Genomic DNA, 26,336 nt, shown 5'->3' with positions numbered 1-26,336 from the left:
GAATGAAAATGTGTATTACGTTTAAATTACTCCACTTGCAGAGGTATTTCTGCCATGAACTCACTTCGTTATTTCGATTTCGGTCAGTCGCGTCACCTGTTGCTGTTGATTGGCCGCATCGCACTTGTCGTGCTGTTTATTATCTTTGGCTATCCGAAACTCACAGGGTTTAGCGGCACCGTGCAATATATGACCTCGCTGGGTACACCGATGCCCATGCTGGCGGCCATTATTGCGGTGGTGATGGAAGTACCCGCCGCTATTCTGATCGTGCTGGGTTTTTTCACCCGTCCTCTCGCCGTCCTGTTTGTGTTCTACACGCTGGGAACCGCGGTAATAGGCCATCACTACTGGGATATGACCGGTGATGCGGTCATACCGAATATGATTAACTTCTACAAGAATGTCAGTATTGCTGGTGCCTTTATTCTGCTGGCGATAGTCGGGCCTGGTGCCATTTCCCTTGACCGACGTTGAGCCATAAAAAAAGGCCGCAAGCGCGGCCTTTTTTATTTCTGCAAAGCAGAGGAATTATGCGTATACCGGGAAGCGTGCGCAGATATCCAGAACTTTACCTTTAACGCGCTCGATAACCGCTTCGTCATTGATATTGTCCAGAACGTCACACATCCAGCCAGCCAGCTCTTTTACTTCCGCTTCTTTAAAGCCACGGCGAGTCACTGCTGGTGAACCGATACGGATACCGGAGGTCACAAACGGGCTCTTCGGATCGTTTGGTACGCTGTTTTTGTTCACGGTGATGTTGGCGCGGCCCAGGGCAGCGTCAGCTTCTTTACCGGTCAGGTTTTTATCAACCAGATCCAGCAGGAACAGGTGGTTTTCAGTACCACCGGAGACCACTTTGTAGCCACGGTTCAGGAACACTTCCACCATCGCTTTGGCGTTTTTGGCAACCTGCTGCTGGTAAACCTTGAACTCTGGCTCCATCGCTTCTTTCAGCGCCACCGCTTTCGCCGCGATAACGTGCATCAGAGGGCCGCCCTGCGCGCTTGGGAACACAGCAGAGTTCAGTTTTTTGTACAACTCTTCATCACCGCCTTTCGCCAGGATCAGGCCACCGCGAGGACCCGCCAGAGTTTTGTGGGTGGTGGTGGTCACAACGTGAGCGTGAGGAACCGGGTTCGGGTAAACGCCTGCGGCAATCAGACCCGCAACGTGCGCCATGTCTACGAACAGGTAAGCACCGATGCTGTCTGCGATTTCACGCATTTTTGCCCAGTCAACGATTCCGGAGTAAGCAGAGAAACCGCCGATGATCATTTTCGGTTTATGGGTCTGCGCCTGCTTCGCCATGTCTTCGTAGTCAATTTTACCGGACTCATCAATACCGTAAGGAATGATGTTGTACAGTTTGCCGGAGAAGTTAACCGGGGAGCCGTGAGTCAGGTGGCCGCCCTGCGCCAGGTTCATACCCAGAACGGTATCACCCGGTTGCAGCAGCGCGGTGTAGACCGCGAAGTTAGCCTGAGAGCCAGAGTGCGGCTGCACGTTAGCGTAGTCAGCGCCAAAGAGTTCTTTCGCACGGTCAATAGCCAGTTGCTCAACGATATCAACGTACTCGCAACCACCGTAGTAACGCTTACCCGGATAACCTTCAGCATATTTGTTGGTCAGCTGAGAGCCCTGTGCCTGCATTACGCGCGGGCTGGTGTAGTTTTCGGAGGCGATCAGTTCGATGTGCTCTTCCTGACGTACTTTTTCCTGCTCCATAGCCTGCCACAGTTCGGCATCATAATCGGCAATGTTCATTTCACGCTTTAACATCCGCATCTCCTGACTCAGCTAACAAGTAAATTTTGGCCTGAAAAGGCAGTCCTGTTGGACGACGGGCAACAGTATAACTGAATAGTTCTGTGATAACAGGTCTTGACAAACGATTTTACGCAAACGTTTTCCTTCACGCCACGCAAGGGTTTGAGGAATAAAGCTCTCAACATTTTCAACCGATTTCTTTTCAGGTTTGTGATGCATATTTTTCATGTTGCAAAGAACCATTTACAACGCAGGGGTATTTTTTATAAGATGCATTTAAAATACATCATTAAAGTATCATCAAAAGGACGCGCTCATGCTCGACGCTCAAACCATCGCTACTGTAAAAGCCACTATTCCCCTGCTGGTAGAAACCGGCCCTAAACTCACTGCCCATTTCTACGATCGTATGTTCACGCACAACCCGGAGCTCAAAGAGATTTTCAACATGAGCAACCAGCGTAACGGCGATCAGCGCGAAGCCCTGTTCAATGCTATCGCGGCTTATGCCAGCAATATTGAAAACCTGGCAGCGCTGCTGCCTGCGGTGGAAAAAATCGCGCAGAAACATACCAGCTTCCAGATCAAACCGGAGCAGTACAACATCGTTGGCGGCCATCTGTTAGCGACCCTGGACGAAATGTTCAGTCCGGGTCAGGAGGTACTGGACGCGTGGGGTAAAGCCTACGGCGTGCTGGCAAACGTATTCATCAACCGTGAAGCGCAAATCTACAGCGAAAACGCCAGTAAGAACGGTGGCTGGGAAGGTACGCGCGCGTTCCGTATCGTTGAGAAAACGCCGCGCAGCCAGCTTATTACCAGCTTTGAATTTGAGCCGGTTGATGGTCAGCCGGTAGCGGATTATCAGCCAGGACAGTACCTTGGCGTCTGGCTGAAACCTGAAGGTTTCCCGCATCAGGAAATTCGCCAGTACTCCCTGACCCGCAAACCTGACGGTAAACGTTACCGTATCGCAGTGAAACGTGAAGAAGGCGGTCAGGTTTCAAACTGGTTGCACAACGAAGCCAGCGTGGGTGACGTGGTACATCTGGCCGCACCTGCTGGTGATTTCTTTATGGCCGTTGAAACGCATACCCCGGTCACACTGATCTCTGCGGGTGTCGGCCAAACGCCAATGCTGGCGATGCTCGATACACTGGCGAAAGCAAACCACACCGCACAGGTAAACTGGTTCCACGCCGCCGAGAACGGTGATGTGCATGCCTTTTCGGATGAAGTAAAAACGCTGGGGGCGACCCTGCCACGCTTTACCGCGCATACCTGGTATCGCCAGCCTGATGAAGATGACCGTCAGAATGCACGATTCGACAGCGAGGGCTTGATGGATTTGAGTAAACACGAGAGCCTGTTCAGCAATCCAGAGATGCAATTCTGGCTCTGCGGCCCAGTCGCTTTTATGCAGTTTGCCGCCAGACAGCTAGTTACGCTGGGGATCAAATCTGAAAACATTCATTACGAGTGTTTCGGGCCTCATAAAGTGCTGTAAACCGACCAATTCCTCTCAGGATGCTGTATTTAGCGGCATCCTTTTTTTCTTTCATCTTCAACATTGAGTCTTGTGGCTTATCAATAATGAGTTTGTCATTCATGTTATGATTTTTCTTTTCCCTTTTCCGCTTGGGGACGCTTTTTTATGCAACAACCTGTTGTACGCGTTGGCGAGTGGCGAGTTACGCCGTCCATAAATCAAATTAGTCGGCAAGGTCGCCAACTGACGCTTGAACCACGCTTAATTGATCTTTTGGTGTATTTCGCCAGTCATCCTGATGAAGTCCTGAGCCGGGATGAAATCATTGATAACATCTGGATGCGCAATATTGTCACCAGTCATGTGGTTACCCAGAGCATTTCAGAACTCCGTAAATGGCTGAAAGACGGTGATGAACAGAGTCCAGAATACATCACCACTGTGCCAAAGAGGGGCTACAAGCTCACCGCGCCGGTGGTCTGGATGACTGAAGAAAGCGCCGACAGTGGGCCATCCACTCTCATAACCTCACCAGAAACGACACCTGCCGGGCAGGTCAACACGCTGCCTGAACCGGTAACAGCGTCCGCTCCCTCATTATTCAGACAGGCGCGGAAAAAAGTCGACCGGCGAAATCGTGTCGCCTCCTTCTGGACCTGGCTACTCTTTCTGTTGTCACTTGGCGCGTTGATTGCGCTGGTTATAATGTCGCTTATCAATTCTCACCCACCGGTGACCAAAACACGTCTGCTACTCAATCCACGCGATATAGATGTACGTTTTGAACGCGGTATCTCTTGCAATAAATGGTCTTCTCAACAGTCCTACGCCATCGGCCTGGGAAACCTGATTACCTCGTCACTGAACACATATTCCACCTTTATGGTGCATGACAAAACCAACTACAACGTGACAGAACCCAGTAGTTCAGGGAAAACACTCACCATCAAATTCGTTAATCAACGTCATTACCGGGCACAGCAATGTTTTATGTCTGTATTGCTGGTCGATAATGCAGACAGTTCTGTCATGCTGGACAAGCGCTATTTTATTACCGACAACACACTATTATCAGTACAGGAAGATCTCCTCCATAGTCTCTCCGCCGTGTTGACGCAGCCCTGGCCACCTCGTATGCAGGCACAACTTGCCCAGTTCCGCAATTCGCAAAGCCTGTCGTTGGCGCAGTACTACCAGGCTGACCAGTTGATTATGGAAGGTGATGTCGTGTCATTAAATAAAGCCAGCGAGTTACTCAGCGTCGTCGCAAAAGACGCACCTGACTTTATCAATGCGCTGCTGGAAAAAGTACTGGTGGATGTACTACGACATTCACAGCAACAGTTCAATGAACCTCAACTTACCGCGCTGAATAATGAGCTGAGTAAAATCGCGCAACTTCCCGGCATTGAGGAATCAGCAACGTGGTATCAAATACAGACTATCAATGGATTAAGTAAAGGTGATATTGACAATGCATACAGGAACATTAACAAAAGTATTGAACTCGAAATGTCCTGGCTAAATTATGTGTTACTGGGAAAGATCTATGAGATGAAGGGTGATAATCGTCTGGCGGCTGATGCTTATATTACAGCATTTAACTTAAGGCCTGGTGAAAACACTCTCTACTGGATTGAGAATGGCGTTTTCCAGACTTCCATTAAAAAAGCGGCCCCTTATTTAAAAACGTTTCTTGCACAAGAGTAGAAAGCGCCCTCTGAATGCGTTAATGAATTTATTCAGCAAGTAGTAAAAATGTTGCCAAGAGGTTTTGATTGTTATCTCCTGGCAACAATCCCCACCGCAATAAAAACCTCATCAATCCCCTGTCAGATATCATTATTTATCTTTTCCTGATATAAAATTTTTATCCTGATATGTTAACGAAAAAATCTCAGGGTATCATTTTTTTGAAGTTGTCTTTTATTTCACTTTATCTTTAGGACTTCTCCTGTTCGCATCCGTAACCTTGCGGTCAGTCGGTCGGATCACTTTGTACCTTAAACAACGGTCCGCACCTCCAAAATAAAATTCAGGAGAAACGAACATGAGTTCAGCCAAAAAGATAGGCCTGTTTGCCTGCACCGGTGTCGTCGCCGGTAATATGATGGGAAGCGGTATTGCTTTATTACCCGCAAACCTTGCCAGCATCGGTGGCATTGCAATTTGGGGATGGGTCATTTCCATTATTGGGGCAATGTCTCTGGCATATGTCTACGCCCGCCTGGCAACCAAAAATCCTCAACAAGGTGGCCCAATTGCTTATGCCGGTGAATTATCTCCCGCTTTCGGTTTCCAGACCGGTGTGCTTTATTACCACGCAAACTGGATTGGTAATCTGGCAATTGGTATTACCGCTGTTTCTTATCTTTCCACTTTCTTCCCGGCATTAAATAATCCTGTTCCGGCAGGTATTGCCTGTATTGCAATTGTCTGGCTGTTTACTTTTGTGAATATGCTTGGCGGGACCTGGGTGAGCCGCCTGACGACTATCGGTCTGGTACTGGTGCTGATCCCGGTCGTAGTGACTGCGATTGCGGGATGGCACTGGTTTGATGTTGCCATCTATCAGGCAAACTGGAACACCTCTGCTACTACCGACCCTCATGCGGTGATCAAAAGTATCCTGCTCTGCCTGTGGGCATTCGTTGGGGTTGAATCCGCTGCGGTAAGCACCGGGATGGTGAAAAACCCTAAACGCACAGTGCCACTAGCAACCATGTTGGGTACCGCTCTGGCCGGTATTGTCTATATCGCGGCAACACAGGTGATTTCGGGTATGTATCCGGCCTCTGAAATGGCCGCTTCTGGCGCACCATTCGCTATCAGTGCCTCAACCATCATGGGTAACTGGGCTGCACCGATAGTTTCTGCCTTCACCGCCTTCGCCTGCCTGACTTCACTGGGCTCCTGGATGATGCTGGTAGGCCAGGCCGGGGTTCGTGCCGCTAACGATGGTAACTTCCCGAAAATTTATGGCGAAGTTGATAGCAACGGCATCCCGAAAAAAGGCCTGCTGCTGGCAGCGCTGAAAATGACCGTACTGATGGTTCTCATCACCGTGATGAACTCAAGCGGCGGTAAAGCCTCAGACCTGTTCGGCGAACTGACGGGTATCGCAGTACTGCTGACCATGCTGCCGTATTTCTACTCCTGCGTTGACCTGATTCGCTTCGAAGGCGTTAACGTTCGCAACCTGGCAAGCCTGGTCTGCTCCATTCTGGGCTGCGCGTTCTGCTTCATCGCACTGATGGGGGCCAACTCCTTCGAACTGTCTGGCACCTTTATCGTCAGCCTCGTCATTCTGATGTTCTATGGTCGCAAAATGTACCAGCGTCAGCATAACAACGAAGCAGAAAGCACCACCGCCGACGCACTTTAATCCCCCTTTCTTATAGCCCTTCCTGACACCTGTCACACCGTGACGGGAGGGGTTTTCTACACCTGGAGATAAGACTATGAATGTTATCGCTATCATGAATCACATGGGCGTTTACTTTAAAGAAGAACCTATCCGTGAGCTCCACCGCGCACTTGAGCGTCTGGATTTCCGTATTGTTTACCCAAATGACCGCGAAGACTTACTGAAACTCATTGAGAACAATGCGCGTCTGTGCGGCGTTATTTTTGACTGGGATAAATACAATCTCGAGCTGTGCGAAGACATCAGCAAAATGAACGAATATATGCCGCTGTATGCATTCGCTAATTCATACTCCACGCTCGACGTTAGCCTCAACGATCTGCGTATGAAAGTACGTTTCTTTGAGTATGCTCTCGGTGCCGCTGACGATATCGCCGCCAAAATCAAACAGAACACAGATGAATATATCGACACGATTTTGCCGCCGCTGACCAAAGCGCTGTTCAAATATGTTCGCGAAGGGAAATATACGTTCTGTACACCTGGCCACATGGGCGGCACCGCGTTCCAGAAAAGCCCGGTAGGGAGTCTTTTCTACGACTTCTTTGGCCCTAACACCATGAAATCTGACATCTCGATTTCCGTATCCGAACTCGGTTCACTGCTTGACCATAGCGGCCCACACAAAGAGGCAGAAGAGTATATCGCTCGTGTATTCAACGCTGAGCGCAGCTACATGGTGACCAACGGTACATCCACAGCGAACAAAATTGTCGGCATGTACTCAGCACCTGCTGGCAGCACTGTTCTGATCGATCGAAACTGTCATAAATCGCTGACGCATCTGATGATGATGAGCGATATTACACCGATCTATTTCCGACCAACCCGTAACGCATACGGTATTCTCGGCGGGATCCCGCAGAGCGAACTCCAGCATGCAACCATTGCCAAACGCGTAAAAGAGACGCCAAACGCGACCTGGCCAGTGCACGCCGTTATAACCAATTCCACTTATGATGGTCTGCTCTACAACACCGACTACATCAAGAAAACGCTGGATGTAAAATCCATCCACTTTGACTCGGCCTGGGTGCCTTATACCAATTTCTCCCCCATTTACGCGGGTAAAAGTGGGATGAGCGGCGGTCGTGTGGAAGGTAAAGTGATTTACGAAACTCAGTCCACGCACAAACTGCTGGCGGCGTTTTCTCAGGCTTCGATGATTCATGTAAAAGGCGACGTAAACGAAGAGACCTTCAACGAAGCTTACATGATGCACACGACGACCTCTCCGCACTATGGAATCGTGGCATCCACTGAAACCGCTGCGGCGATGATGAAAGGTAATGCAGGTAAGCGTCTGATCGACGGTTCTATTCAGCGCGCAGTGAAATTCCGCAAAGAGATTAAACGTCTGAAAGGCGAATCTGAAGGCTGGTTCTTTGATGTGTGGCAACCGGAACACATTGATGAGCCTGAATGCTGGCCTCTGCGTTCCGATAGTGCATGGCACGGTTTCAAGAACATTGATAACGAGCATATGTATCTCGACCCGATTAAAGTCACCATTTTGACACCGGGGATGAAGAAAGATGGCACCATGGACGACTTCGGTATTCCTGCCAGTATCATCGCGAAATACCTTGATGAACAAGGCATCGTGGTTGAGAAAACGGGTCCGTATAACCTGCTGTTCCTGTTCAGTATCGGTATTGATAAAACGAAAGCCCTGAGTCTGCTCCGCGCACTCACCGATTTCAAACGCGCTTTCGATCTCAATCTGCGCGTGAAAAACATGCTGCCATCGCTCTATCGTGAGAATCCTGAGTTCTACGAAAGCATGCGCATTCAGGAGCTTGCACAGAACATTCATAAACTCGTTGAGCATCATAATCTGCCGGATCTGATGTTCCGCGCATTTGAAGTGCTGCCAAAAATGGTGATCACACCGTATGCCGCGTTCCAGAAAGAGCTGCATGGTGAGACGGAAGAGGTCTATCTCAGTGAGATGGTAGGCCGTGTCAACGCCAATATGATCCTGCCATATCCTCCAGGAGTACCGCTGGTTATGCCTGGTGAGATGATCACTGAAGAGAGCCGTCCAGTGTTGGAATTCCTGCAAATGCTGTGCGAAATAGGTGCTCACTATCCAGGATTTGAAACCGACATCCATGGTGCATATCGCCAGGCGGATGGTCGTTATACCGTTAAGGTACTGAAAAACGATAAATAAAGACTAAAGGGAAGTGGCTTGCCACTTCCCTTTTTCACGCCGCAAGGAGATAACATGAAAACACCCTCACAACCGCGCGCGATTTATTACATCGTGGCGATTCAAATCTGGGAATATTTCAGCTTTTACGGCATGCGTGCTCTGCTTATCCTCTACCTCACCCATCAGCTTGGTTTCGACGATAGCCACGCCATCACACTCTTTAGCGCTTACGCATCTTTGGTCTACGTCACCCCTATTCTCGGCGGCTGGCTGGCTGACCGCCTGCTTGGCAACCGCACAGCCATTATTACCGGTGCATTGCTGATGACGTTCGGCCACGTGGTGTTAGGTATCGAATCTGACTCAACCCGCAGTCTGTACGCTGCACTGGCGATAATCATATGTGGTTACGGTCTGTTTAAATCCAATATCAGTTGTCTGTTGGGAGAACTTTATGCCCATGACGATCCACGTCGTGATGGCGGATTTTCGCTGTTATATGCCGCAGGGAACATTGGCTCCATTGCTGCGCCGATTGCCTGCGGACTAGCGGCGCAATGGTACGGCTGGCATATTGGCTTTGCGCTGGCCGGGATCGGCATGTTTGCAGGTTTGCTGATTTTCCTCAGCGGGCATCACCACTTCCACCATACGCGCGGCGTCAATAAACAGGCATTACGCAGCAAAAAGTATCTCCTCCCGGTCTGGGGCTGGCTGCTGATAATGCTGTGCATCGCGCCCATCTTTTTTACCCTGTTACTGGAGAATAATGGCTCTGGTTATCTACTGGTCGCCGTGTGCGCGTTTGCTGTGATAATGATGGCGCGCATTATGATGAGATTTCCTGAGCATCGCCGCGCACTGTGGCAAATTGCGATACTGATGATGACAGGGACGCTGTTCTGGGTGCTGGCACAGCAGGGTGGCAGTACTATCAGCCTGTTTATCGACCGCTTTGTTAACCGACAGTTGCTTAATATTGAGGTGCCAACGGCACTGTTTCAGTCTGTTAATGCCATTGCAGTGATGGCGGCAGGTGTTGCCCTTTCCTGGCTAGCGCGTCCGGAAGGGAAAATACGCTCAGCGCTACGCGTATGGCTGAAGTTCGCATTAGGTCTGTTGTTAATGAGCGCTGGTTTTATGTTACTGGCGCTGAATGCGCGTCATGGCGGGTTAAACGGACAGGTCTCAATGGGGATGATGATCGCCGGACTGGCGCTAATGGGTTTCGCCGAACTGTTTATCGACCCGGTAGCGATGGCGCAAATCACCCGTCTGAATCTGCCGGGCATCACAGGTTTGTTAACGGGGATTTATATGCTGGCGACAGGCGCAGTCGCCAACTGGCTGGCAGGACGCGTGGCGCAACAAACGACAGAGCCACAGATTAACGATACGGCGATTGCTGCCTATGCCCACTTTTTCTCTCAGATGAGCGGGTGGACGCTAGGCTGCGTGGTACTGATCGTGACATTCGTTGGTTTGAGAAGATGTTTTACCCCTTCCCCACTCACCTTGCCGGAAACAGAGCACGATTAAAAGCACCTTCGCCGCCAGGGAATGGCAGCGAAGGAATACCATCAAATCGCCGCGTCGTCTTCTTCGCCGGTACGGATACGGATCACGCGCGCCACGTCAAAGACGAAGATTTTGCCGTCGCCGATTTTGCCTGTCTGCGCCGTGCGAATGATGGTATCCACACAGGTATCCACGATGTCGTCGCTCACCACGATTTCAATTTTCACTTTCGGCAGAAAGTCCACCATGTACTCTGCGCCACGGTAAAGCTCGGTGTGGCCCTTTTGACGACCAAAACCTTTCACTTCCGTCACGGTCATCCCGGTGATGCCAACTTCCGCCAGCGCTTCACGTACATCATCCAGTTTGAAAGGTTTAATAATCGCATCGATCTTTTTCATGGTGGGTCCTTAAACTCTTGCCTGTAAGCTGCTTCGTAATCGGTTGCTCACAGTATCATATTCAAGCGAATTTTGCGGTACTACTCTTTAAAATCGTTCGCTTCCAGCTCGTGCCGCGACAGTAACTTGTAGAATTCGGTACGGTTACGTCCCGCCATTCGCGCCGCGTGGGTCACGTTGCCTTTGGTAATTTGCAGCAGCTTACGCAAATAGTTCAGTTCGAACTGATTCCGCGCTTCGGCAAACGTCGGCAATGCCGTGTTTTCCCCTTCCAGGGCCTGCTCTACCAGCGCGTCGCTGATAACCGGTGATGAGGTCAGCGCGACGCACTGCTCAATCACGTTCACCAGTTGACGCACGTTGCCCGGCCAGCTTGCGGCCATCAGCCGTTTCATCGCATCGGTGGAAAACGCACGAACGAATGGTTTATGGCGATCGGCCGCCTGGCGTAAAAGATGGTTCGCCAGCAACGGAATGTCTTCCGCACGTTCGGCCAGCGCTGGGATCTTCAGGTTCACCACGTTCAGACGGTAGTAGAGATCTTCGCGAAACTCGTTGCGGGCCATCACCTTCGGTAAATCGCGGTGTGTCGCCGAAATAATACGCACGTTAATATCAATATCGCGGTTGCTGCCCAGCGGGCGAACTTTTCGCTCCTGCAACACGCGCAGTAATTTAACCTGCAGCGGCGCAGGCATGTCGCCAATCTCATCCAGGAAAAGCGTGCCGCCTTCCGCTGCCTGGAATAACCCTTCCCGGCTGCTTACCGCGCCAGTGAAAGCACCGCGGGCATGACCAAACAGTTCAGATTCGAGCAATTGTTCCGGGAGTGCGCCGCAGTTAATCGCAATAAAAGCGTTTTTGCTGCGCGGGCTGGCATTGTGAATCGCCTGCGCGAGGATCTCTTTCCCGGTACCGCTTTGGCCGTTAATGAGCACGCTGACGTCAGATTGCGCCACCATACGGGCCTGTTCGAGCAGACGCAGCATAATGGGGCTGCGGGTGACGATAGACTCCCGCCACGCTTCATCATTCGATGGGGCAGCATGTTCCAGCGCGCTGTCGATAGCCTTATAAAGCGCATCTTTGTCTACCGGCTTGGTCAGGAAGCTGAACACCCCCTGTTGTGTCGCGGCAACCGCATCCGGGATCGACCCGTGCGCCGTGAGAATAATCACAGGCATACCCGGCTGCTGCTTCTGGATCTCCGCGAACAGCTGCAGGCCGTCCATTTCGTCCATCCGCAGGTCGCTAATCACCAGATCAATCTTCTCGCGGCTGAGAATTCTCAACCCTTCCTGCCCGCTCTCAGCGGTTACCACGCTGTAGCCTTCACTCGCCAGACGCATTCCCAGCAGCTTTAACAGCCCCGGATCGTCATCCACCAGTAAGAGATGAGCAGGTTTTCGGCTGGTCATGGCTTCACATCCTCTTGTTTCGGCGTATCGCTGTCCGGTGCAGCAGATGAACTCCCCGGCTGATATTTACGCGACGAAAGCTGTCTTTCGATATCGGTCAGGTTCTCCAGCTTACGTGTCGTGGTATCCAGTTGCGTACGCAAATGTTGCTGCTGTTGGCGTAGCGTATCAAGCTCGCTGTCAGTGGACTGCTGCAACTTGCTATAGCGGGAGCGCTCTTCAGACAGTTGAAGTTGTAATGTCTGCCCATCACGCCAGAGCTGGTATACCGGGCGAACCTGGACCGGAAGGTTGATCACAAACGTGTCCAGCCGGGTCACGTTGGCGCGGCGTTCAACGGGGGTAATTTTCGCATCTGCCAGTAAAATCCCGCGCTTGAAAGCGTCCTGCCAGGTGTCGTCATCCAGCATCGCTGCTTTCGAACGAGCGTCTACCGGTGCCAGACGCTGGGCGCAATCTATTCCACGTAGCCAGAACAGTGGGTTGCTTTCAACGTCATGACCTGACAGGTTCCAGATGTCGTCACAGCGGGTTGAAAGAAAATCTGCCAGTTGGTTATCTGGCCATTTATCTTCTTGTTTATCGCTAATCGCACTTTGCGGTGCATGGGAAACACACCCAGCCAGAAATAAACAAGGCAGGCTCAGGCGAAGCGTGTTGCGGGAAAACACCGCGCGTACGGCGCGGAAAAAGACGTGTGACATACTCACCAGACATAGATTCATGTTATTGATTTTTCCGGCTCAGGGGCAATTCGATACGGAAGCAAACATCCGAACGTTGGTCCGTGACAATGTTTAGCTCACCCTGCATGCGTCGTATGCAGTCCCGGGCGATGCTCAAGCCCAGACCACTTCCTTTAACCGCACCTTTACGCTGATGACTCCCCTGGAAAAAGGGCTCGAATATCATGGCTTTTTCGTCATCGGGGATCGGGGTGCCGGTATTAGCGACGTCAATAAACACCCGTGAACCATTCGTATAACTCCGGATATAAATGTTACCGGATTCAGTACCATAGTGCACCGCATTGGAGTAAAGATTATCCAGAACGCTCATTAACAGCATGGGTTCAGCCAGGCACGCTGGTGCATTCAGTTCTACACCGGTATGCATCATTTTAGCTCTTGCTGGCAAGCTATGAGCGGAGATCACCATATCCACCAGCGGCTCAATCTCGACGTTTTCCAGTACAACCGCACCATCAGCCAGCTTGCGGTTGTAATCCAGCAGTTGCTCAATCAGCTTTTGCAGATTGCGACTGCTGGCATCAAGGATCTCGACAATCTCTTTCTGTTCCGTTGTCAGCGGCCCGGCCACTTCGTCCGCCAGCAGCTCCGTGCCCTCACGCATGCTGGCCAGCGGCGTTTTAAGCTCATGGGAAATATGGCGCAGAAACTGATGACGCTGAGATTCGAGCCATGCCAAACGTTCAGACAGCCACATAATACGCTGCCCTACGGAGCGCAACTCACGCGGTCCTTTAAAGGCGACCGTATCACCGAGCGATTTTCCCTCTCCCAGACGGTTGATCATACGCTGAATGTCCTTCACCGGGCCGATGATCATGCGGGTAAAGAGCAGAACCAGCCCGAGACTCACCAGGAACAGCACCAGCGCCTGCCAGCCGAAGAACTGTCCACGTTCGGCAATCTCTTGCTGCAGTTGCTGCCCGCGCGAGAAAATTACGGTACGCGTTGACTGAACCATCTCGGTGTTGGCGCTGGCAAAGGCTTCCAGGCGCGCGGCGGCAGTCGTATCCGGGCCGCTATTTTTACACTGTAGCTGAGCAAGGTCGTTCAGATCCTGACGTAACGCTTTATACAGCTTGTCATCCGGCAACATCCCTGCGTGGGCATCCAGCATCTCGCTATAGCGTTTACGCTGATTCTGATACACCTTTTCCAGCGTACGATCGTCGAGCACACAGTACTGGCGATAGCTACGCTCCATCTCCAGCGCGGCATTGGTCATCGCTTCACTGCGCCTGGCGTCGATGAGCGTCGTGCGGTTAGTCAACGCCGCCTGAGCACTCAAGGCATTGAGACTTTGCCACGCCTGCCAGGCAAGGATAAGTAATGGCAGCAGGATCAGCAGGAAGGCCATCATGACAAGCTGTCGCAGGGAGCGGGGAAAAACGGGCCAGCGTTTCAACGCATTACTCTCTTAGTGGGGGTTTACGCAGAGCGTAACTGAGTCTGCCCTTCAGATACAACAAAGCCGGGTAAAAACCCGGCTTTGTTATGGAATGAGGCGGTGCCTAACTCGACGTTTCGCCCGGGCCTGATAAAGCATCGCTATAATCAGTAGTTGGACGGCAGGCACCTTTTTGTGCGTCATTCGAAGTTTATGTAGCACGTCCCGAAGGGGCTGACATAAGAGGGTGAATGAGCCACTGGTTAATATTATGCAACAGCCGTGCCAGAATACAAAACTAAAAATTAACACATTGATATATATAACTTTTACTCATTTACGGTGTTAATTGTCTGCTGAATGATTTCCAGGCTAAGTGTCGCTATTAAGCAACACCTTAACGGGAAACTGTCGTGTCATATACAAATCAATAAGTTAAATGTCTCCTTTTGGAGACACCCCTTTTACTGCGTTGTCGCGGTTTTGCGACAGGTATAAAAAAGCCCGGTGGCGTTTCCGCTCACCGGGCCTGCATTCATTTTATTGCTTAACCCAACTGTTTACGCGCGTTGCGGAAAATACGCATCCACGGGCTGTCCTCGCCCCAGTTTTCCGGGTGCCAGGAGTTGCTCACGGTACGGAATACACGCTCCGGGTGCGGCATCATGATGGTTGCACGACCGCTTTCGCTGGTAACAGCAGTGATACCGTTTGCCGAACCGTTCGGGTTGGCCGGGTAGGTTTGAGTGACCTTACCGAAGTTATCGACAAAGCGCAGCGCCACCAGCCCTTTGCTCTCAAGCTGAGCCAAATGTGCAGCGTCACGCACTTCAACCTGACCTTCACCGTGAGAGACTGCGATTGGCATCTGCGAACCGACCATGCCCTGCAGCAGCAGAGAAGGACTCTGAGTCACTTCCACCAGGCTAAAGCGCGCTTCGAAACGGTCAGACTGGTTACGCACAAAGCGCGGCCAGGCTTCACTGCCCGGGATCAGCTCACGCAGGTTGGACATCATCTGGCAACCGTTGCACACGCCCAGCGCCAGCGTTTGCGGACGATGGAAGAAGGTTTCGAATTCGTCACGCACGCGATTGTTGAACAGAATGGACTTCGCCCAACCTTCACCCGCGCCCAGCACGTCACCGTAGGAGAAGCCACCGCACGCCACCAGCGCCTGGAAATCTTCCAGACCGGTACGGCCAGCCAGCAGGTCGCTCATGTGAACGTCGATGGCATCAAAGCCCGCGCGGTGGAAGGCAGCGGCCATCTCAACGTGGGAGTTAACGCCCTGCTCACGCAGCACGGCCACTTTCGGACGCGCGCCAGTCGCAATGTACGGTGCAGCAATATCTTCGTTAATGTCGAAGGAGAGCTTCACGTTCAGGCCAGGATCGTTGTCATTTGCCTTTGCATTATGCTCCTGATCGGCACATTCCGGGTTGTCGCGCAGACGCTGCATCTGCCAGGTGGTTTCTGCCCACCACATACGCAGCGTCGTGCGGCTTTCGCTGAACACGGCATGACCGTCAGCTTCAATGACGAAGCGGTCGCCCTGAACGGCTTTACCCAGATAGTGCACACAATCTGCCAGACCGTGCTTCGCCAGAATCGCTTCAACCGCGTCGCGATCTGCCGCACGTACCTGAATGACCGCACCCAGCTCTTCGTTAAACAGCGCCGCCAGATGGTCTTCGCTCAGAGAGGCAATATTCGCTTCCACACCACAGTGGCCGGTGAAGGCCATTTCTGCCAGCGTCACCAGCAGACCGCCATCGGAGCGATCGTGGTAAGCCAGCAGCTTACGCTGCGCAACCAGCGCCTGGATGGCATCGTAGAAGCCTTTTAGCTGCGCCACATCGCGCACGTCAGCTGGCTTATCGCCCAACTGACGGTAAACCTGCGCCAGCGCGGTCGCACCCAGCGCGTTGTTGCCTTTACCCAGGTCAATCAGCAACAGGGCGTTGTCTTCGGTCACGAGCTGCGGTGTAACGGTATGACGAACGTCTTCCACGCGAGCAAAGGCGGAGATAATCAGCGACAGCGGAGAGGTGATCTCGCGCTGCTCATTGCCTTCCTGCCAGCGGGTCTTCATCGACATAGAGTCTTTACCCACCGGAATGGTCAGACCCAGCGCAGGGCACAGCTCTTCACCCACCGCTTTGACCGCTTCATACAAGCCTGCGTCTTCACCCGGGTGGCCAGCAGCGGCCATCCAGTTCGCAGAAAGTTTGATACGCTTGATATCGCCAATCTGGGTTGCAGCGATGTTAGTCAGCGCTTCACCGACAGCCAGACGAGCAGATGCCGCGAAGTCCAGCAGCGCCACCGGGGTACGTTCGCCCAGTGCCATTGCTTCGCCGTAGTAGCTATCGAGGCTCGCGGTGGTCACGGCGCAGTTAGCGACCGGGATCTGCCACGGGCCGACCATCTGATCGCGCGATACCATACCGGTCACGGTACGGTCGCCAATGGTCACGAGGAAAGTTTTCTCTGCCACAGCCGGCAGGTGCAGCACACGGTTGACCGCTTCCGCAACGGTAATGCCCTGACGATCCAGCGCTTTTCCTGCCGCTTTACGGGTTTCAACATCGCGGGTCATCTTCGGCGTTTTACCGAGCAGAACGTCCAGCGGCAGATCGATCGGCTGGTTGTCAAAGTGGGTGTCGCTTAAGGAGAGGTGCAGTTCTTCGGTCGCTTCACCAATAACGGCATATGGCGCGCGCTCGCGGCGGCACAGCTCGTCAAACAGCGGTAGTTGATCCGCAGCAACGGCCAGAACATAACGTTCCTGAGATTCGTTACACCAGATTTCCAGCGGGCTCATACCCGGCTCATCACTCAGGATGTCGCGCAGGTTGAAACGGCCCCCGCGGCCGCCGTCGCTCACCAACTCCGGCATGGCGTTAGACAAACCGCCCGCGCCCACATCGTGAATAAACAGAATTGGGTTAGCTTCACCCAGCTGCCAGCAACGGTCGATCACTTCCTGGCAACGACGCTCCATTTCCGGGTTGTCGCGCTGCACGGAAGCAAAGTCGAGATCCGCATCGGACTGACCAGAGGTCATAGAAGAAGCTGCCCCGCCGCCCAGGCCGATGTTCATTGCCGGGCCACCCAGCACGATCAGCTTCGCGCCCACGACGATCTCGCCTTTCTGCACGTGATCGGCGCGAATGTTGCCGATCCCACCCGCCAGCATGATCGGTTTGTGGTAGCCGCGCAGCTCTTCGCCGTTGTGGCTGTCCACTTTCTCTTCATAAGTACGGAAGTAACCGTTCAGCGCCGGACGACCAAATTCGTTGTTAAACGCCGCGCCGCCCAGTGGGCCTTCGGTCATGATATCCAGCGCTGTTACAATGCGCTCTGGCTTACCGAAATCTTCTTCCCACGGCTGTTCAAAGCCCGGGATGCGCAGGTTGGAAACGGAGAAACCGACCAGACCGGCTTTTGGTTTTGCACCGCGGCCCGTTGCACCTTCATCACGGATTTCACCGCCGGAACCGGTCGCCGCACCCGGCCACGGGGAGATCGCCGTCGGGTGGTTATGGGTTTCAACTTTCATCAGGATGTGCGCAGGTTCCTGATGGAAATCATAGCGCCCTGCTTCGCGATCGGCGAAGAAGCGGCCCACCTCGGAACCTTCCATAACCGCGGCATTGTCTTTATAAGCAGACAGCACGTGGTCTGGAGTTTTCTCCATGGTGTTTTTAATCATTTTGAACAGCGACTTCGGCTGCTGTTCGCCGTCAATAATCCAGTCGGCGTTGAAAATCTTGTGACGACAGTGTTCAGAGTTGGCCTGCGCGAACATATAGAGTTCGATGTCATTCGGATTGCGGTTCAGCTTAACAAACGCATCCTGCAGATAATCAATTTCGTCTTCTGCCAGTGCCAGGCCAAGACGCAGGTTCGCGTCAATCAGCGCCTGGCGCCCCTGCCCCAGCAAATCCACGCTCTGTACCGGCGCAGGCTGATGGTGGGAGAATAGCTTCTGCGCGTCATCGAGAGAGGCGAAAACACTCTCCATCATGCGGTCATGAAGCTCAGCTGCAACCGCCTGCCACTGTTCTTCGCTCAGGGTGGAAGCTTCCACATAGTACGCCACGCCGCGTTCCAGACGGTTAATCTGGCTCAGGCCACAGTTGTGGGCGATGTCGGTGGCTTTGGAAGACCAGGGGGAGATGGTGCCCGGACGCGGCGTCGCAAGGATCAGTTTGCCGGTTGGCGTATGGCTGCTCAGACTTGGGCCATACTTCAGCAGGCGTTCCAGCTGTACGCGCTCCTCAGCATTCAGAGGGGCATTCAGGTCAGCAAAATGGACATACTCAGCGTAAATATTGCTTACCGGAAGGTCGGCCGCCTGAAAACGTGCCAGCAGTTTGTTAATACGGAAGGCAGACAGTGCAGGCGAACCACGCAGAATTTCCATCATAAGTCTCTCGTCTTCGAAGCGCCGGGGCGCTTACAGTGTGCGCAAGGGGGGAAAACGGGCGTCATTATAGAGAATCCTGAGCGCCGACGAAACCGTTTGCGTCGAAATAAAATCTGCGCAGACATTTAACAATAGATGTGACCTGTCTCTCTAATGGGTTGCCAAGTGGCGCAAGTTTACGCAAAATGCCGCTCATTCAATGGCAAACCTTATTATTAACATGGCTACAGCAAACTGAGGCAACCGGCGTCGCAGAGAATTAACTAATTGAAAAAATTAAAGATTAATTATCTGCTCATCGGCATTGTGACGTTGCTGCTGGCAGTGGCCCTCTGGCCTTCCATCCCCTGGTTCGGCAAAGCCGAAAACCGTATCGCCGCCATAAAGGAGCGGGGGGAACTGCGCGTCAGTACCCTAAACTCTCCGCTGATCTACAGCGACATCAATGGCAAAGTTATTGGTCTGGATTACGAACTGGCCCAACAGTTCGCCGATTATCTTGGCGTGAAGCTTAAAATTACCGTCCGCCAGAATATCAACCAGCTGTTTGATGACCTCGATAACGACGATGCCGATATGCTCGCGGCCGGGCTGGTGTATAACAGCGAGCGCAGCAAGAACTATCAGCCAGGCCCGACCTACTACTCCGTTTCGCAGCAACTGGTCTACCGTGTCGGAAGCGTTCGCCCGCGCACGCTTGCTACCATTAACGATCAACAACTGACGATTGCCCCCGGCCATGTGGTGATTGACGATCTGCGTGAGCTCAAGGAGAAGAAATACCCGGACCTGAGCTGGACAGTCGATCCTAAACTCGGCACAACGGAACTACTGGAACAGGTTAAAGATCAGAAACTGCCCTATACCATCGCTGATTCAGTCGCGATCAGTCTTTTCCAGCGCGTTCACCCTGAGATCGCCGTGGCGCTGGACGTCACCGACGAACAACCCGTTACCTGGTTTAGCCAGCTTGATGACGATCAGACCCTTTCTGCGGCGATGCTCGATTTCTTCAACACCATCAATGAAGACGGTACCCTGGCGCGTCTGGAGGAGAAGTATCTTGGCCACGGTGACGACTTTGACTATGTCGACACCCGTAGCTTCCTGCGCGCGGTAGACAGTGTCCTGCCAGACCTGCAGCCGTTGTTCGAAAAATACGCCCAGGAAATTGACTGGAAACTGCTGGCGGCTATCTCCTATCAGGAATCTCACTGGGATACCCAGGCCACGTCGCCCACGGGCGTACGCGGTTTAATGATGCTAACCAAAAATACCGCCCTGAGCCTGGGGGTGAATGACCGTACCGATGCCGAACAGAGCATCAGCGGTGGTGCGCGTTATCTGCAGGATATGATGGCTAAGGTACCGGAAACAGTACCGGAAGAAGAGCGGATCTGGTTCGCGCTGGCCGCCTACAACATGGGTTATGCGCATATGCTTGATGCACGAGCACTGACGGCGAAAACGAAAGGTAACCCGGACAGCTGGTCAGACGTTAAACAGCGATTGCCACTGCTGAGCCAGAAACCCTGGTACAACAAGCTGACATATGGCTACGCACGTGGACATGAGGCTTACGCCTACGTGGAAAATATCCGTAAGTATCAGATAAGCCTGGTAGGATACCTGCTGGAGAAAGAGAAAGAAGCGGCAGAGGCAAAACAACTGGCTCAAAGTTACCCGGTTGTGGCACCGGATGAACTTAATAGTCCGACAACTTCAATTCTGCCTTTTGTTGCTTTTTCTGCTGCCGGCGCATTCGAAAGAAATCACTTAGTAGCCCCGAACACTCTGGTGCAAGCACCCCACCGATAGTCTTGACCTGATGGTTCATCCCTGGGTGTCCCAGAACATCCATCAGTGAGCCAGCCGCGCCGGTTTTTTCATCCCGTGCGCCGAAGACAAGCGTGCCAATACGGCTGTGTACCATCGCACCAGAACACATCACGCACGGCTCAAGCGTCACGTACAGCGTGGTGTCGAGCAGGCGATAGTTTTGCAACACCAGCCCACCTTGTCGAAGCGCCATGATTTCGGCGTGAGCAGTGGGATCGTGACGGCCAATCGGGCGATTCCAGCCTTCTCCAATCACCTGGTTGTTGTAAACCAGCACGGCCCCCACGGGGACCTCGCCCTCTTCCCAGGCACGTTGAGCCAGCGTTAGCGCGTGGCGCATCCAGTATTCATGATTGTGTTCAGGATTGGACAAGGGTTGATACTCCGGTCTTAAAGCGGGCGGCATTATACACACCCTCCAGAGAGAAGACTATTCGAGTTGCTGAAGTTCCCCCACCGGCGTGACACGCCAGCGATGCTGACAAAAATAGAGCAGCGGATTGTCCTGTTTGCTGTCACTGTAGCCGCTGTAAAGACGCAGCGGTGTACCAATGCGTTTCTCCAGTTGCACCACTTTTTCATGTCCCAGACAACGCAGGGTGAGCACCCAACCGCCATAACCACGAGCAATCTGTGTGGCGATTAGATTCACCCGAGGTAGCCATGGGGTATCAAAATAGACCTGCTCAACCAGCGTCTGCGGTGAACCGGTAATCAGCCAGATATCGGCATCGTTCGCATCGAGATAGCTGGTGAGACGCGCCTGAACGACAGGATACGCGGCAACATGACCGCGAAACCAGTGTGCAAAATCCTGTTCGAGCTGTTTGAGTCGCGATTCACTGTGGCCAAACGTGCATCCCCACAACAGCAGACTCATCGGCCATCGCGCTGCCCGGCCTTTCACCAGCAACGCGATGCCAATCACGGGTAAGAGCGGTAATACGAGCAGTGCATTCAGAGGCTGACGCCGCAACAGGTAGCGCATAAACGTACCAAACATATCCTGCTGATGCAGCGTTCCATCCAGGTCGAAAAAGACAACGCGACGCTCGTAATTTGCCAAACCTTACTCCTCTGGATCGTTGAATCCTAACAGCCAGGTAAACAGGAACCCGGCTATCACTGCTACTAAATAGCCTAACAGATAGAGCATCACTTTTCCGGTCACGATGGTCAACGCCAGCGGTAAACCGGACAGTCCAAAAGTGATAACAGTGGCGACTTTCCAATAGCTGATGAGTGCTCCACCTACCGCACCACCCAGACAGGCAGCGAGGAACGGTTTACCCAGCGGCAGTGTGACGCCAAAAATCAGCGGTTCCCCAATGCCAAGCAAACCGACCGGAAGTGCGCCTTTAATCACTTTTTTCAGGCGCATATTACGGGTTTTCATCAGCACGGCGATGGCCGCACCAACCTGACCCACACCAGCCATAGAGAGGATAGGCAGAAGCGCGTTGTAACCGTGCGTCTGTACCAGCTCGACATGGATCGGCACCAGCCCCTGATGCAGGCCCGTCAGCACTAATGGCAGGAAAGTGCCAGACAACACCGCCCCCACTAACAGGCCGCCGCGATCGATCGCCAAAGACGCGCCATGGGCAATCGCTTCTGAGATCCAGCCGCCCAGTGGTTGCAGTGCAACAATCGCCACACTGCCGGCGATAAGTGTAGTCAGCAGTGGATTAAGGATAAGCTCAATTGATCCGGGCAAAAGAGCACGCAATTTTTTCTCGACCCAGCACATCAGGATCACCACCAGCAGTACAGCAATCACCCCGCCACGCCCCGGCTGAAGCGCCTCGCCAAACAGGGTTATCTGTGCCAGTTGTGGGCTGGATAAAATCCCCGCCATCACCCCGCCCATGGCCAGCGAGCCACCAAACACCTTAGCCGTGTTCACCCCGACCAGAATGTTCATGATGGCAAACACTGCACTGCCGAATATCCCGAGAATACCCAGCAGGTTCGGATACTGAGTGGCAAAATCCCCAACAATATCCGGGCGCTTGAGGATGTTAATGATCCCGGTGATCAAACCAGAAGCAATGAACGCTGGGATCAACGGAATAAAGACGTTTGCCAGCTGGCGCAGCACATCGCTCATCGGGGCTTTGTATTTGGCCTTCGCCTGCGCTTTGGTACGTTCAGCATCGTCAATCGACACGCTTGCTCCGCTGCCCATAAGTGCGCGCATGGCATCGACCACCTGTGCCGCTTTCCCCGGCCCGACGATCAACTGGTGCTGTTGCCCCTGTTTCACGTAGCCGCTGACGCCGGAAAGTTGCTTCAGACGCGGCACATCAAGCTGGTCATCGTTATGCACTTCAACCCGCACACGCGTCATGCAGTTTTCCAGACGCTGAATATTTTCTTCCCCACCAATTCCCTGCAGGATATTGCTGGCGAGCGCTGCTGTTTTATCCATACACGCCTCTGTTAGTTTTCTAATGCCGCCCGTAAGAACCCATTATGCGCAGTGAGTTTGGCTCTCGCGGCCGCAGCGTCCAGCCCACTTAAGATCATCAGAATGGCCGGTTTAACATCGTGATCGGTTTGTTTGAGTACAGCTTCCGCCTCTTCACGGCTTGCACCCGTCGCTTCCATCACCATGCGACAGGCTCTGTCCACTAACTTGATGTTGGTCGCCTGCATATCCACCATCAGGTTCTGGTAAACCTTGCCGAACTTCACCATTGCACCGGTGGAGATCATATTGAGCACCAGCTTTTGTGCGGTCCCGGATTTCAGGCGCGTGGAGCCGGTCAGCGCTTCCGGCCCTACAACCGGGGAAATAGCAATGGCAGCGACCTGTGCAATCGGAGAGCCTGGATTACAGGAGATGGCTACCGTTGTGCAGCCGGTCTCGTTGGCGTATTCCAGCCCACCAATGACGTACGGCGTGCGTCCGGATGCCGCCAGCCCGACCACCAGATCCTTCGCTGTCAGATTCAGAGCCTTCAGGTCCTCCTCACCCAGCTGTTTGTTATCTTCCGCCCCTTCAACGGCTTTCAGCAGCGCACCTGGACCACCGGCAATCAACCCGACCACCAGACCGTGTGGAACACCAAACGTCGGTGGGCATTCGGACGCATCCAGCACGCCAAGACGCCCGCTGGTTCCGGCCCCCATATAAATAATACGACCACCCGCCTTCAGTGCTTCCGCCGCGGCATCGACAGCTTTCGCCACCTCAGGTAATGTCTCTTTCACTGCCTGCGCGACCAGCGTATCCTGTTGATTAAAACGGTTAACCAGCTCAAGGGTGGAAAGTGCATCCAGATCCATGGTTTGCGGGTTACGCGTTTCTGAAACAAGTGAGCCAAGATTCATGTTTTGTACCTCAGGAATTTTTAATTCATAATAATCACACTATAATGGAATATAAAATTCATTCAGGCGAGCAAAATTCGTATTTGCGCAGATAATCACATTTTCGCCAGGAGAACCTATGAACTGTTTAATTCGTATTCGCCAGCGGTATGCAGGCTTTGCTCAAAGCGACAAAAAGCTGGCGGATTTTCTGCTTTCTCAGCCCGATCACGCCCGCCATCTCAGCTCGCAGCAACTGGCGAGTGAAGCCGGTGTGAGTCAATCAAGCGTGGTGAAATTTGCCCAGAAGATTGGCTTTAAGGGCTTTCCCGCCCTCAAACTGGCGATTAGCGAAGCGCTGGTGAGTAACCCCAATCCGCAGTCGATGCCCGTACATAACCAAATCCGTGGTGATGACCCGATGCGTCTGGTGGGGGAAAAGCTGATTAAAGAAAACGTCGCAGCCATGCATGCCACCCTGGACGTGAATTCCGAAGAAAAGCTGCTGGAAAGTGTGGCGATGCTGCATGCGGCGCGGCGTATCATTTTGACCGGCATCGGTGCGTCCGGACTTGTGGCGCGTAACTTTGGCTGGAAGCTGACAAAAATTGGGCTTAACGCCATCGTAGAGCAGGATATGCATGCCCTGCTGGCGACCGTACAGGCGATGGATCCTGACGATCTGCTGCTGGCGATCTCCTATTCCGGTGAGCGTCGTGAAATCAACATGGCGACCGACGAAGCCCTGCGTGTCGGTGGTAAAATACTGGCAATCACCGGTTTTACCCCGAATGCCCTGCAACAGCGGGCAACGCGCTGTTTATATACCATTGCTGAAGAGCAGGCTACGCGCAGTGCGGCTATCTCGTCCACCAGTGCGCAAATGATGCTGACCGATCTACTGTTCATGGCACTGGTGCAGCAGGATCTGGAGCACGCGCCCGAGCGCATTCGTCACAGCGAAGAACTGGTAAAGAAACTGGTTTGACGCGTATAATGCCCGCCCAGTTTGTGTTGTTTCTGAGAATTTCCTGATGGCGCTGTTAATTACCAAAAAATGCATTAATTGCGATATGTGCGAACCCGAATGCCCGAACCAGGCGATTTCGATGGGTGACAGCATTTATGAGATTAACAGCGACCGCTGCACCGAATGCATCGGCCACTATGAGACGCCGACCTGTCAGAAAGTGTGCCCGATCCCCAATACCATCCTGAAAGATCCGGCACACGTCGAGAGCGAAGAGCAGCTATGGGATAAGTTTGTCCTGATGCATCATGCGGACAAACTTTAACTTTCGATGATCACCGTTGCGCTTGCATAGTGGCGTTCATCCGCGATCGTCACGTGCATATGGTTCACGCCCAGCCTCTCCGCCAGCTTTAGCGCCTCACCCCATAAACGCAGACGTGGTTTACCCAGTTCGTCGTTAAACACTTCAAACTGGTTAAATGCCAGACCATTTCGAATACCAGTCCCGAAGGCTTTGGCTGCCGCCTCTTTTACCGCAAAGCGCTTGGCCAGAAAACGCACCGGTTGCTGATGCGCTTCCCAGATGGCCCATTCGTTATCGCTTAGCACACGCCTTGCCAGGCGATCGCCGCTACGGGCGATCACCGCTTCAATACGGGCTATTTCAACGATATCCGTGCCTAAGCCCAGAATGGCCATTACTTGCGCGCTTCCAGCATCAGGCGTTTCATCTCTGATACCGCCTCTTTCAGACCACTCATCACTGCACGGCCAATAATCGCATGGCCGATATTCAGCTCATGCATTTCCGGCAGGGCGGCGATGGCTTTTACGTTGTGGTAGGTGAGGCCATGCCCGGCATTAACCTTCAGGCCCAGGTTTGAGGCATACTTAGCAGCTTTGGCGATACGCTCCAGCTCTTTGGCCTGCTCTGCGTCGCTTTCAGCATCAGCATAACAACCGGTATGAATTTCGATATACGGAGCCCCCACATCGGCTGCCGCTTTGATCTGGGTGAAATCGGCGTCGATAAACAGAGAAACCAGGATGTCGGCATCGGCCAGACGTTTGCAGGCATCGCGCATTTTGTCGAGCTGCCCTGCAACATCCAGACCGCCTTCGGTCGTCACTTCCTGACGCTTTTCCGGTACCAGGCAGCAGAAATGGGGTTTAGTCTCGCAGGCAATCGCCAGCATCTCTTCCGTGACGGCCATCTCCAGATTCATACGGGTATCCAGCGTCTGACGCAGAATACGTACGTCGCGATCTGTGATATGGCGACGGTCCTCACGCAGATGAACGGTAATGCCGTCGGCGCCAGCCTGCTCGGCGATAAATGCCGCCTGAACCGGGTCAGGATAAGCCGTGCCGCGCGCATTACGCAGTGTGGCGATATGATCAATGTTGACGCCTAACAGTAATTCAGCCATGACAATCCTCGGTTTTCTTTTGGT

21 protein-coding genes are annotated in these 26,336 nt (G+C 52.9%); 9 read left to right on the top strand and 12 right to left on the bottom strand.

From position 1 onward, the window contains the following. Positions 1–54: 54 nt before the first annotated feature. The gene (locus tag HED65_RS03685; protein WP_114977498.1) at positions 55–477 is read left to right on the top strand and encodes a DoxX family protein; all 423 of its coding nucleotides are present in this window, start codon (positions 55–57) and stop codon (positions 475–477) included. A 54-nt stretch (positions 478–531) separates the two neighbouring features. Here HED65_RS03685 and glyA read toward each other — a convergent pair whose 3' ends face one another. Then, positions 532–1,785, bottom strand: coding sequence for a serine hydroxymethyltransferase (glyA, locus tag HED65_RS03680; RefSeq protein WP_028016077.1), 1,254 nt, complete (start codon positions 1,783–1,785; stop codon positions 532–534). Between the two features lie 304 nt (positions 1,786–2,089). Here glyA and hmpA point away from each other — a divergent pair, with 304 nt between their 5' ends. From hmpA to dtpD, 5 genes are all read left to right on the top strand, one after another. Then, entirely contained in the window at positions 2,090–3,280 is a 1,191-nt protein-coding gene (gene hmpA / locus HED65_RS03675) for an NO-inducible flavohemoprotein (RefSeq protein WP_114977497.1), read from the top strand. A gap of 147 nt (positions 3,281–3,427) precedes the next feature. Further along, positions 3,428–4,972 carry a lysine decarboxylation/transport transcriptional activator CadC gene (cadC, locus tag HED65_RS03670; protein WP_114977496.1) on the top strand — a complete coding sequence of 515 codons (1,545 nt, stop codon included), beginning with the start codon at positions 3,428–3,430 and terminating at the stop codon, positions 4,970–4,972. 340 nt (positions 4,973–5,312) lie between these two features. Beyond that, positions 5,313–6,647, top strand: coding sequence for a cadaverine/lysine antiporter (gene cadB, locus HED65_RS03665; protein WP_114977495.1), 1,335 nt, complete (start codon positions 5,313–5,315; stop codon positions 6,645–6,647). A gap of 76 nt (positions 6,648–6,723) precedes the next feature. After that, the gene (gene cadA, locus HED65_RS03660) at positions 6,724–8,865 is read left to right on the top strand and encodes a lysine decarboxylase CadA (RefSeq protein ID WP_049005975.1); all 2,142 of its coding nucleotides are present in this window, start codon (positions 6,724–6,726) and stop codon (positions 8,863–8,865) included. A 54-nt stretch (positions 8,866–8,919) separates the two neighbouring features. Next, a complete protein-coding gene (dtpD, locus tag HED65_RS03655; RefSeq protein ID WP_114977494.1) occupies positions 8,920–10,386 on the top strand; it encodes a dipeptide permease DtpD in 1,467 nt (488 codons plus the stop codon). Positions 10,387–10,427: 41 nt separating this feature from the next. Here dtpD and glnB read toward each other — a convergent pair whose 3' ends face one another. From glnB to purL, 5 genes are all read right to left on the bottom strand, one after another. Continuing rightward, positions 10,428–10,766 (bottom strand): nitrogen regulatory protein P-II, encoded by a 339-nt coding sequence (glnB, locus tag HED65_RS03650; RefSeq protein ID WP_003860685.1) that lies wholly within the window; start codon positions 10,764–10,766, stop codon positions 10,428–10,430. 80 nt (positions 10,767–10,846) lie between these two features. Continuing rightward, complete coding sequence (glrR, locus tag HED65_RS03645; protein WP_114977493.1) at positions 10,847–12,184, bottom strand: two-component system response regulator GlrR; 1,338 nt, start codon at positions 12,182–12,184, stop codon at positions 10,847–10,849. Further along, the gene (gene qseG, locus HED65_RS03640; RefSeq protein WP_114977492.1) at positions 12,181–12,909 is read right to left on the bottom strand and encodes a two-component system QseEF-associated lipoprotein QseG; all 729 of its coding nucleotides are present in this window, start codon (positions 12,907–12,909) and stop codon (positions 12,181–12,183) included. Before qseG ends, glrR begins: the two co-directional genes overlap by 4 nt. 1 nt (position 12,910) lies before the next feature. Further along, on the bottom strand, positions 12,911–14,338 hold the full coding sequence (qseE, locus tag HED65_RS03635) for a two component system sensor histidine kinase QseE/GlrK (RefSeq protein WP_114977491.1): 1,428 nt from the start codon (positions 14,336–14,338) through the stop codon (positions 12,911–12,913). Between the two features lie 529 nt (positions 14,339–14,867). Further along, complete coding sequence (gene purL / locus HED65_RS03630) at positions 14,868–18,755, bottom strand: phosphoribosylformylglycinamidine synthase (protein ID WP_114977490.1); 3,888 nt, start codon at positions 18,753–18,755, stop codon at positions 14,868–14,870. Between the two features lie 267 nt (positions 18,756–19,022). Between purL and mltF the strand changes: the two genes are divergently transcribed. Beyond that, a complete protein-coding gene (mltF, locus tag HED65_RS03625) occupies positions 19,023–20,573 on the top strand; it encodes a membrane-bound lytic murein transglycosylase MltF (protein ID WP_114977488.1) in 1,551 nt (516 codons plus the stop codon). Here mltF and tadA read toward each other — a convergent pair. Genes tadA through murQ form a run of 4 tightly spaced genes read right to left on the bottom strand, consistent with a single transcriptional unit; the run spans position 20,461 to position 23,930 of the window. Beyond that, on the bottom strand, positions 20,461–21,000 hold the full coding sequence (gene tadA / locus HED65_RS03620; protein WP_114977487.1) for a tRNA adenosine(34) deaminase TadA: 540 nt from the start codon (positions 20,998–21,000) through the stop codon (positions 20,461–20,463). The two genes, mltF and tadA, sit on opposite strands and share 113 nt — an antisense overlap. 24 nt (positions 21,001–21,024) lie before the next feature. Further along, complete coding sequence (gene yfhb / locus HED65_RS03615) at positions 21,025–21,660, bottom strand: phosphatidylglycerophosphatase C (protein WP_114977486.1); 636 nt, start codon at positions 21,658–21,660, stop codon at positions 21,025–21,027. Positions 21,661–21,663: 3 nt separating this feature from the next. Continuing rightward, positions 21,664–23,025, bottom strand: coding sequence for a PTS transporter subunit EIIC (locus tag HED65_RS03610; RefSeq protein ID WP_114977485.1), 1,362 nt, complete (start codon positions 23,023–23,025; stop codon positions 21,664–21,666). 11 nt (positions 23,026–23,036) lie between these two features. Then, positions 23,037–23,930, bottom strand: coding sequence for an N-acetylmuramic acid 6-phosphate etherase (murQ, locus tag HED65_RS03605; RefSeq protein WP_114977484.1), 894 nt, complete (start codon positions 23,928–23,930; stop codon positions 23,037–23,039). A gap of 118 nt (positions 23,931–24,048) precedes the next feature. On the opposite strand from murQ, the gene HED65_RS03600 reads away from it, so the two are divergent. Together HED65_RS03600 and HED65_RS03595 are read left to right on the top strand one after the other, a co-directional pair. Then, entirely contained in the window at positions 24,049–24,897 is an 849-nt protein-coding gene (locus tag HED65_RS03600) for a MurR/RpiR family transcriptional regulator (RefSeq protein ID WP_114977483.1), read from the top strand. A 46-nt stretch (positions 24,898–24,943) separates the two neighbouring features. After that, the gene (locus tag HED65_RS03595) at positions 24,944–25,204 is read left to right on the top strand and encodes a YfhL family 4Fe-4S dicluster ferredoxin (protein WP_008502177.1); all 261 of its coding nucleotides are present in this window, start codon (positions 24,944–24,946) and stop codon (positions 25,202–25,204) included. Here the strand turns inward: HED65_RS03595 and acpS are convergent. Both acpS and pdxJ read right to left on the bottom strand, forming a co-directional pair. Then, entirely contained in the window at positions 25,201–25,581 is a 381-nt protein-coding gene (acpS, locus tag HED65_RS03590; RefSeq protein WP_114977482.1) for a holo-ACP synthase, read from the bottom strand. The two genes, HED65_RS03595 and acpS, sit on opposite strands and share 4 nt — an antisense overlap. Next, on the bottom strand, positions 25,581–26,312 hold the full coding sequence (pdxJ, locus tag HED65_RS03585) for a pyridoxine 5'-phosphate synthase (protein ID WP_114977481.1): 732 nt from the start codon (positions 26,310–26,312) through the stop codon (positions 25,581–25,583). The genes acpS and pdxJ overlap by 1 nt, the downstream gene beginning before the upstream one ends. Positions 26,313–26,336 lie beyond the last annotated feature (24 nt).

Origin of the sequence: Pantoea sp. LS15 (assembly GCF_012241585.1) — a bacterium.
Taxonomy (GTDB): domain Bacteria; phylum Pseudomonadota; class Gammaproteobacteria; order Enterobacterales; family Enterobacteriaceae; genus Enterobacter.
The sequence above is the reverse complement of the archived record's forward strand: the minus strand, read 5'-3'. Positions and strand labels throughout refer to the sequence as shown.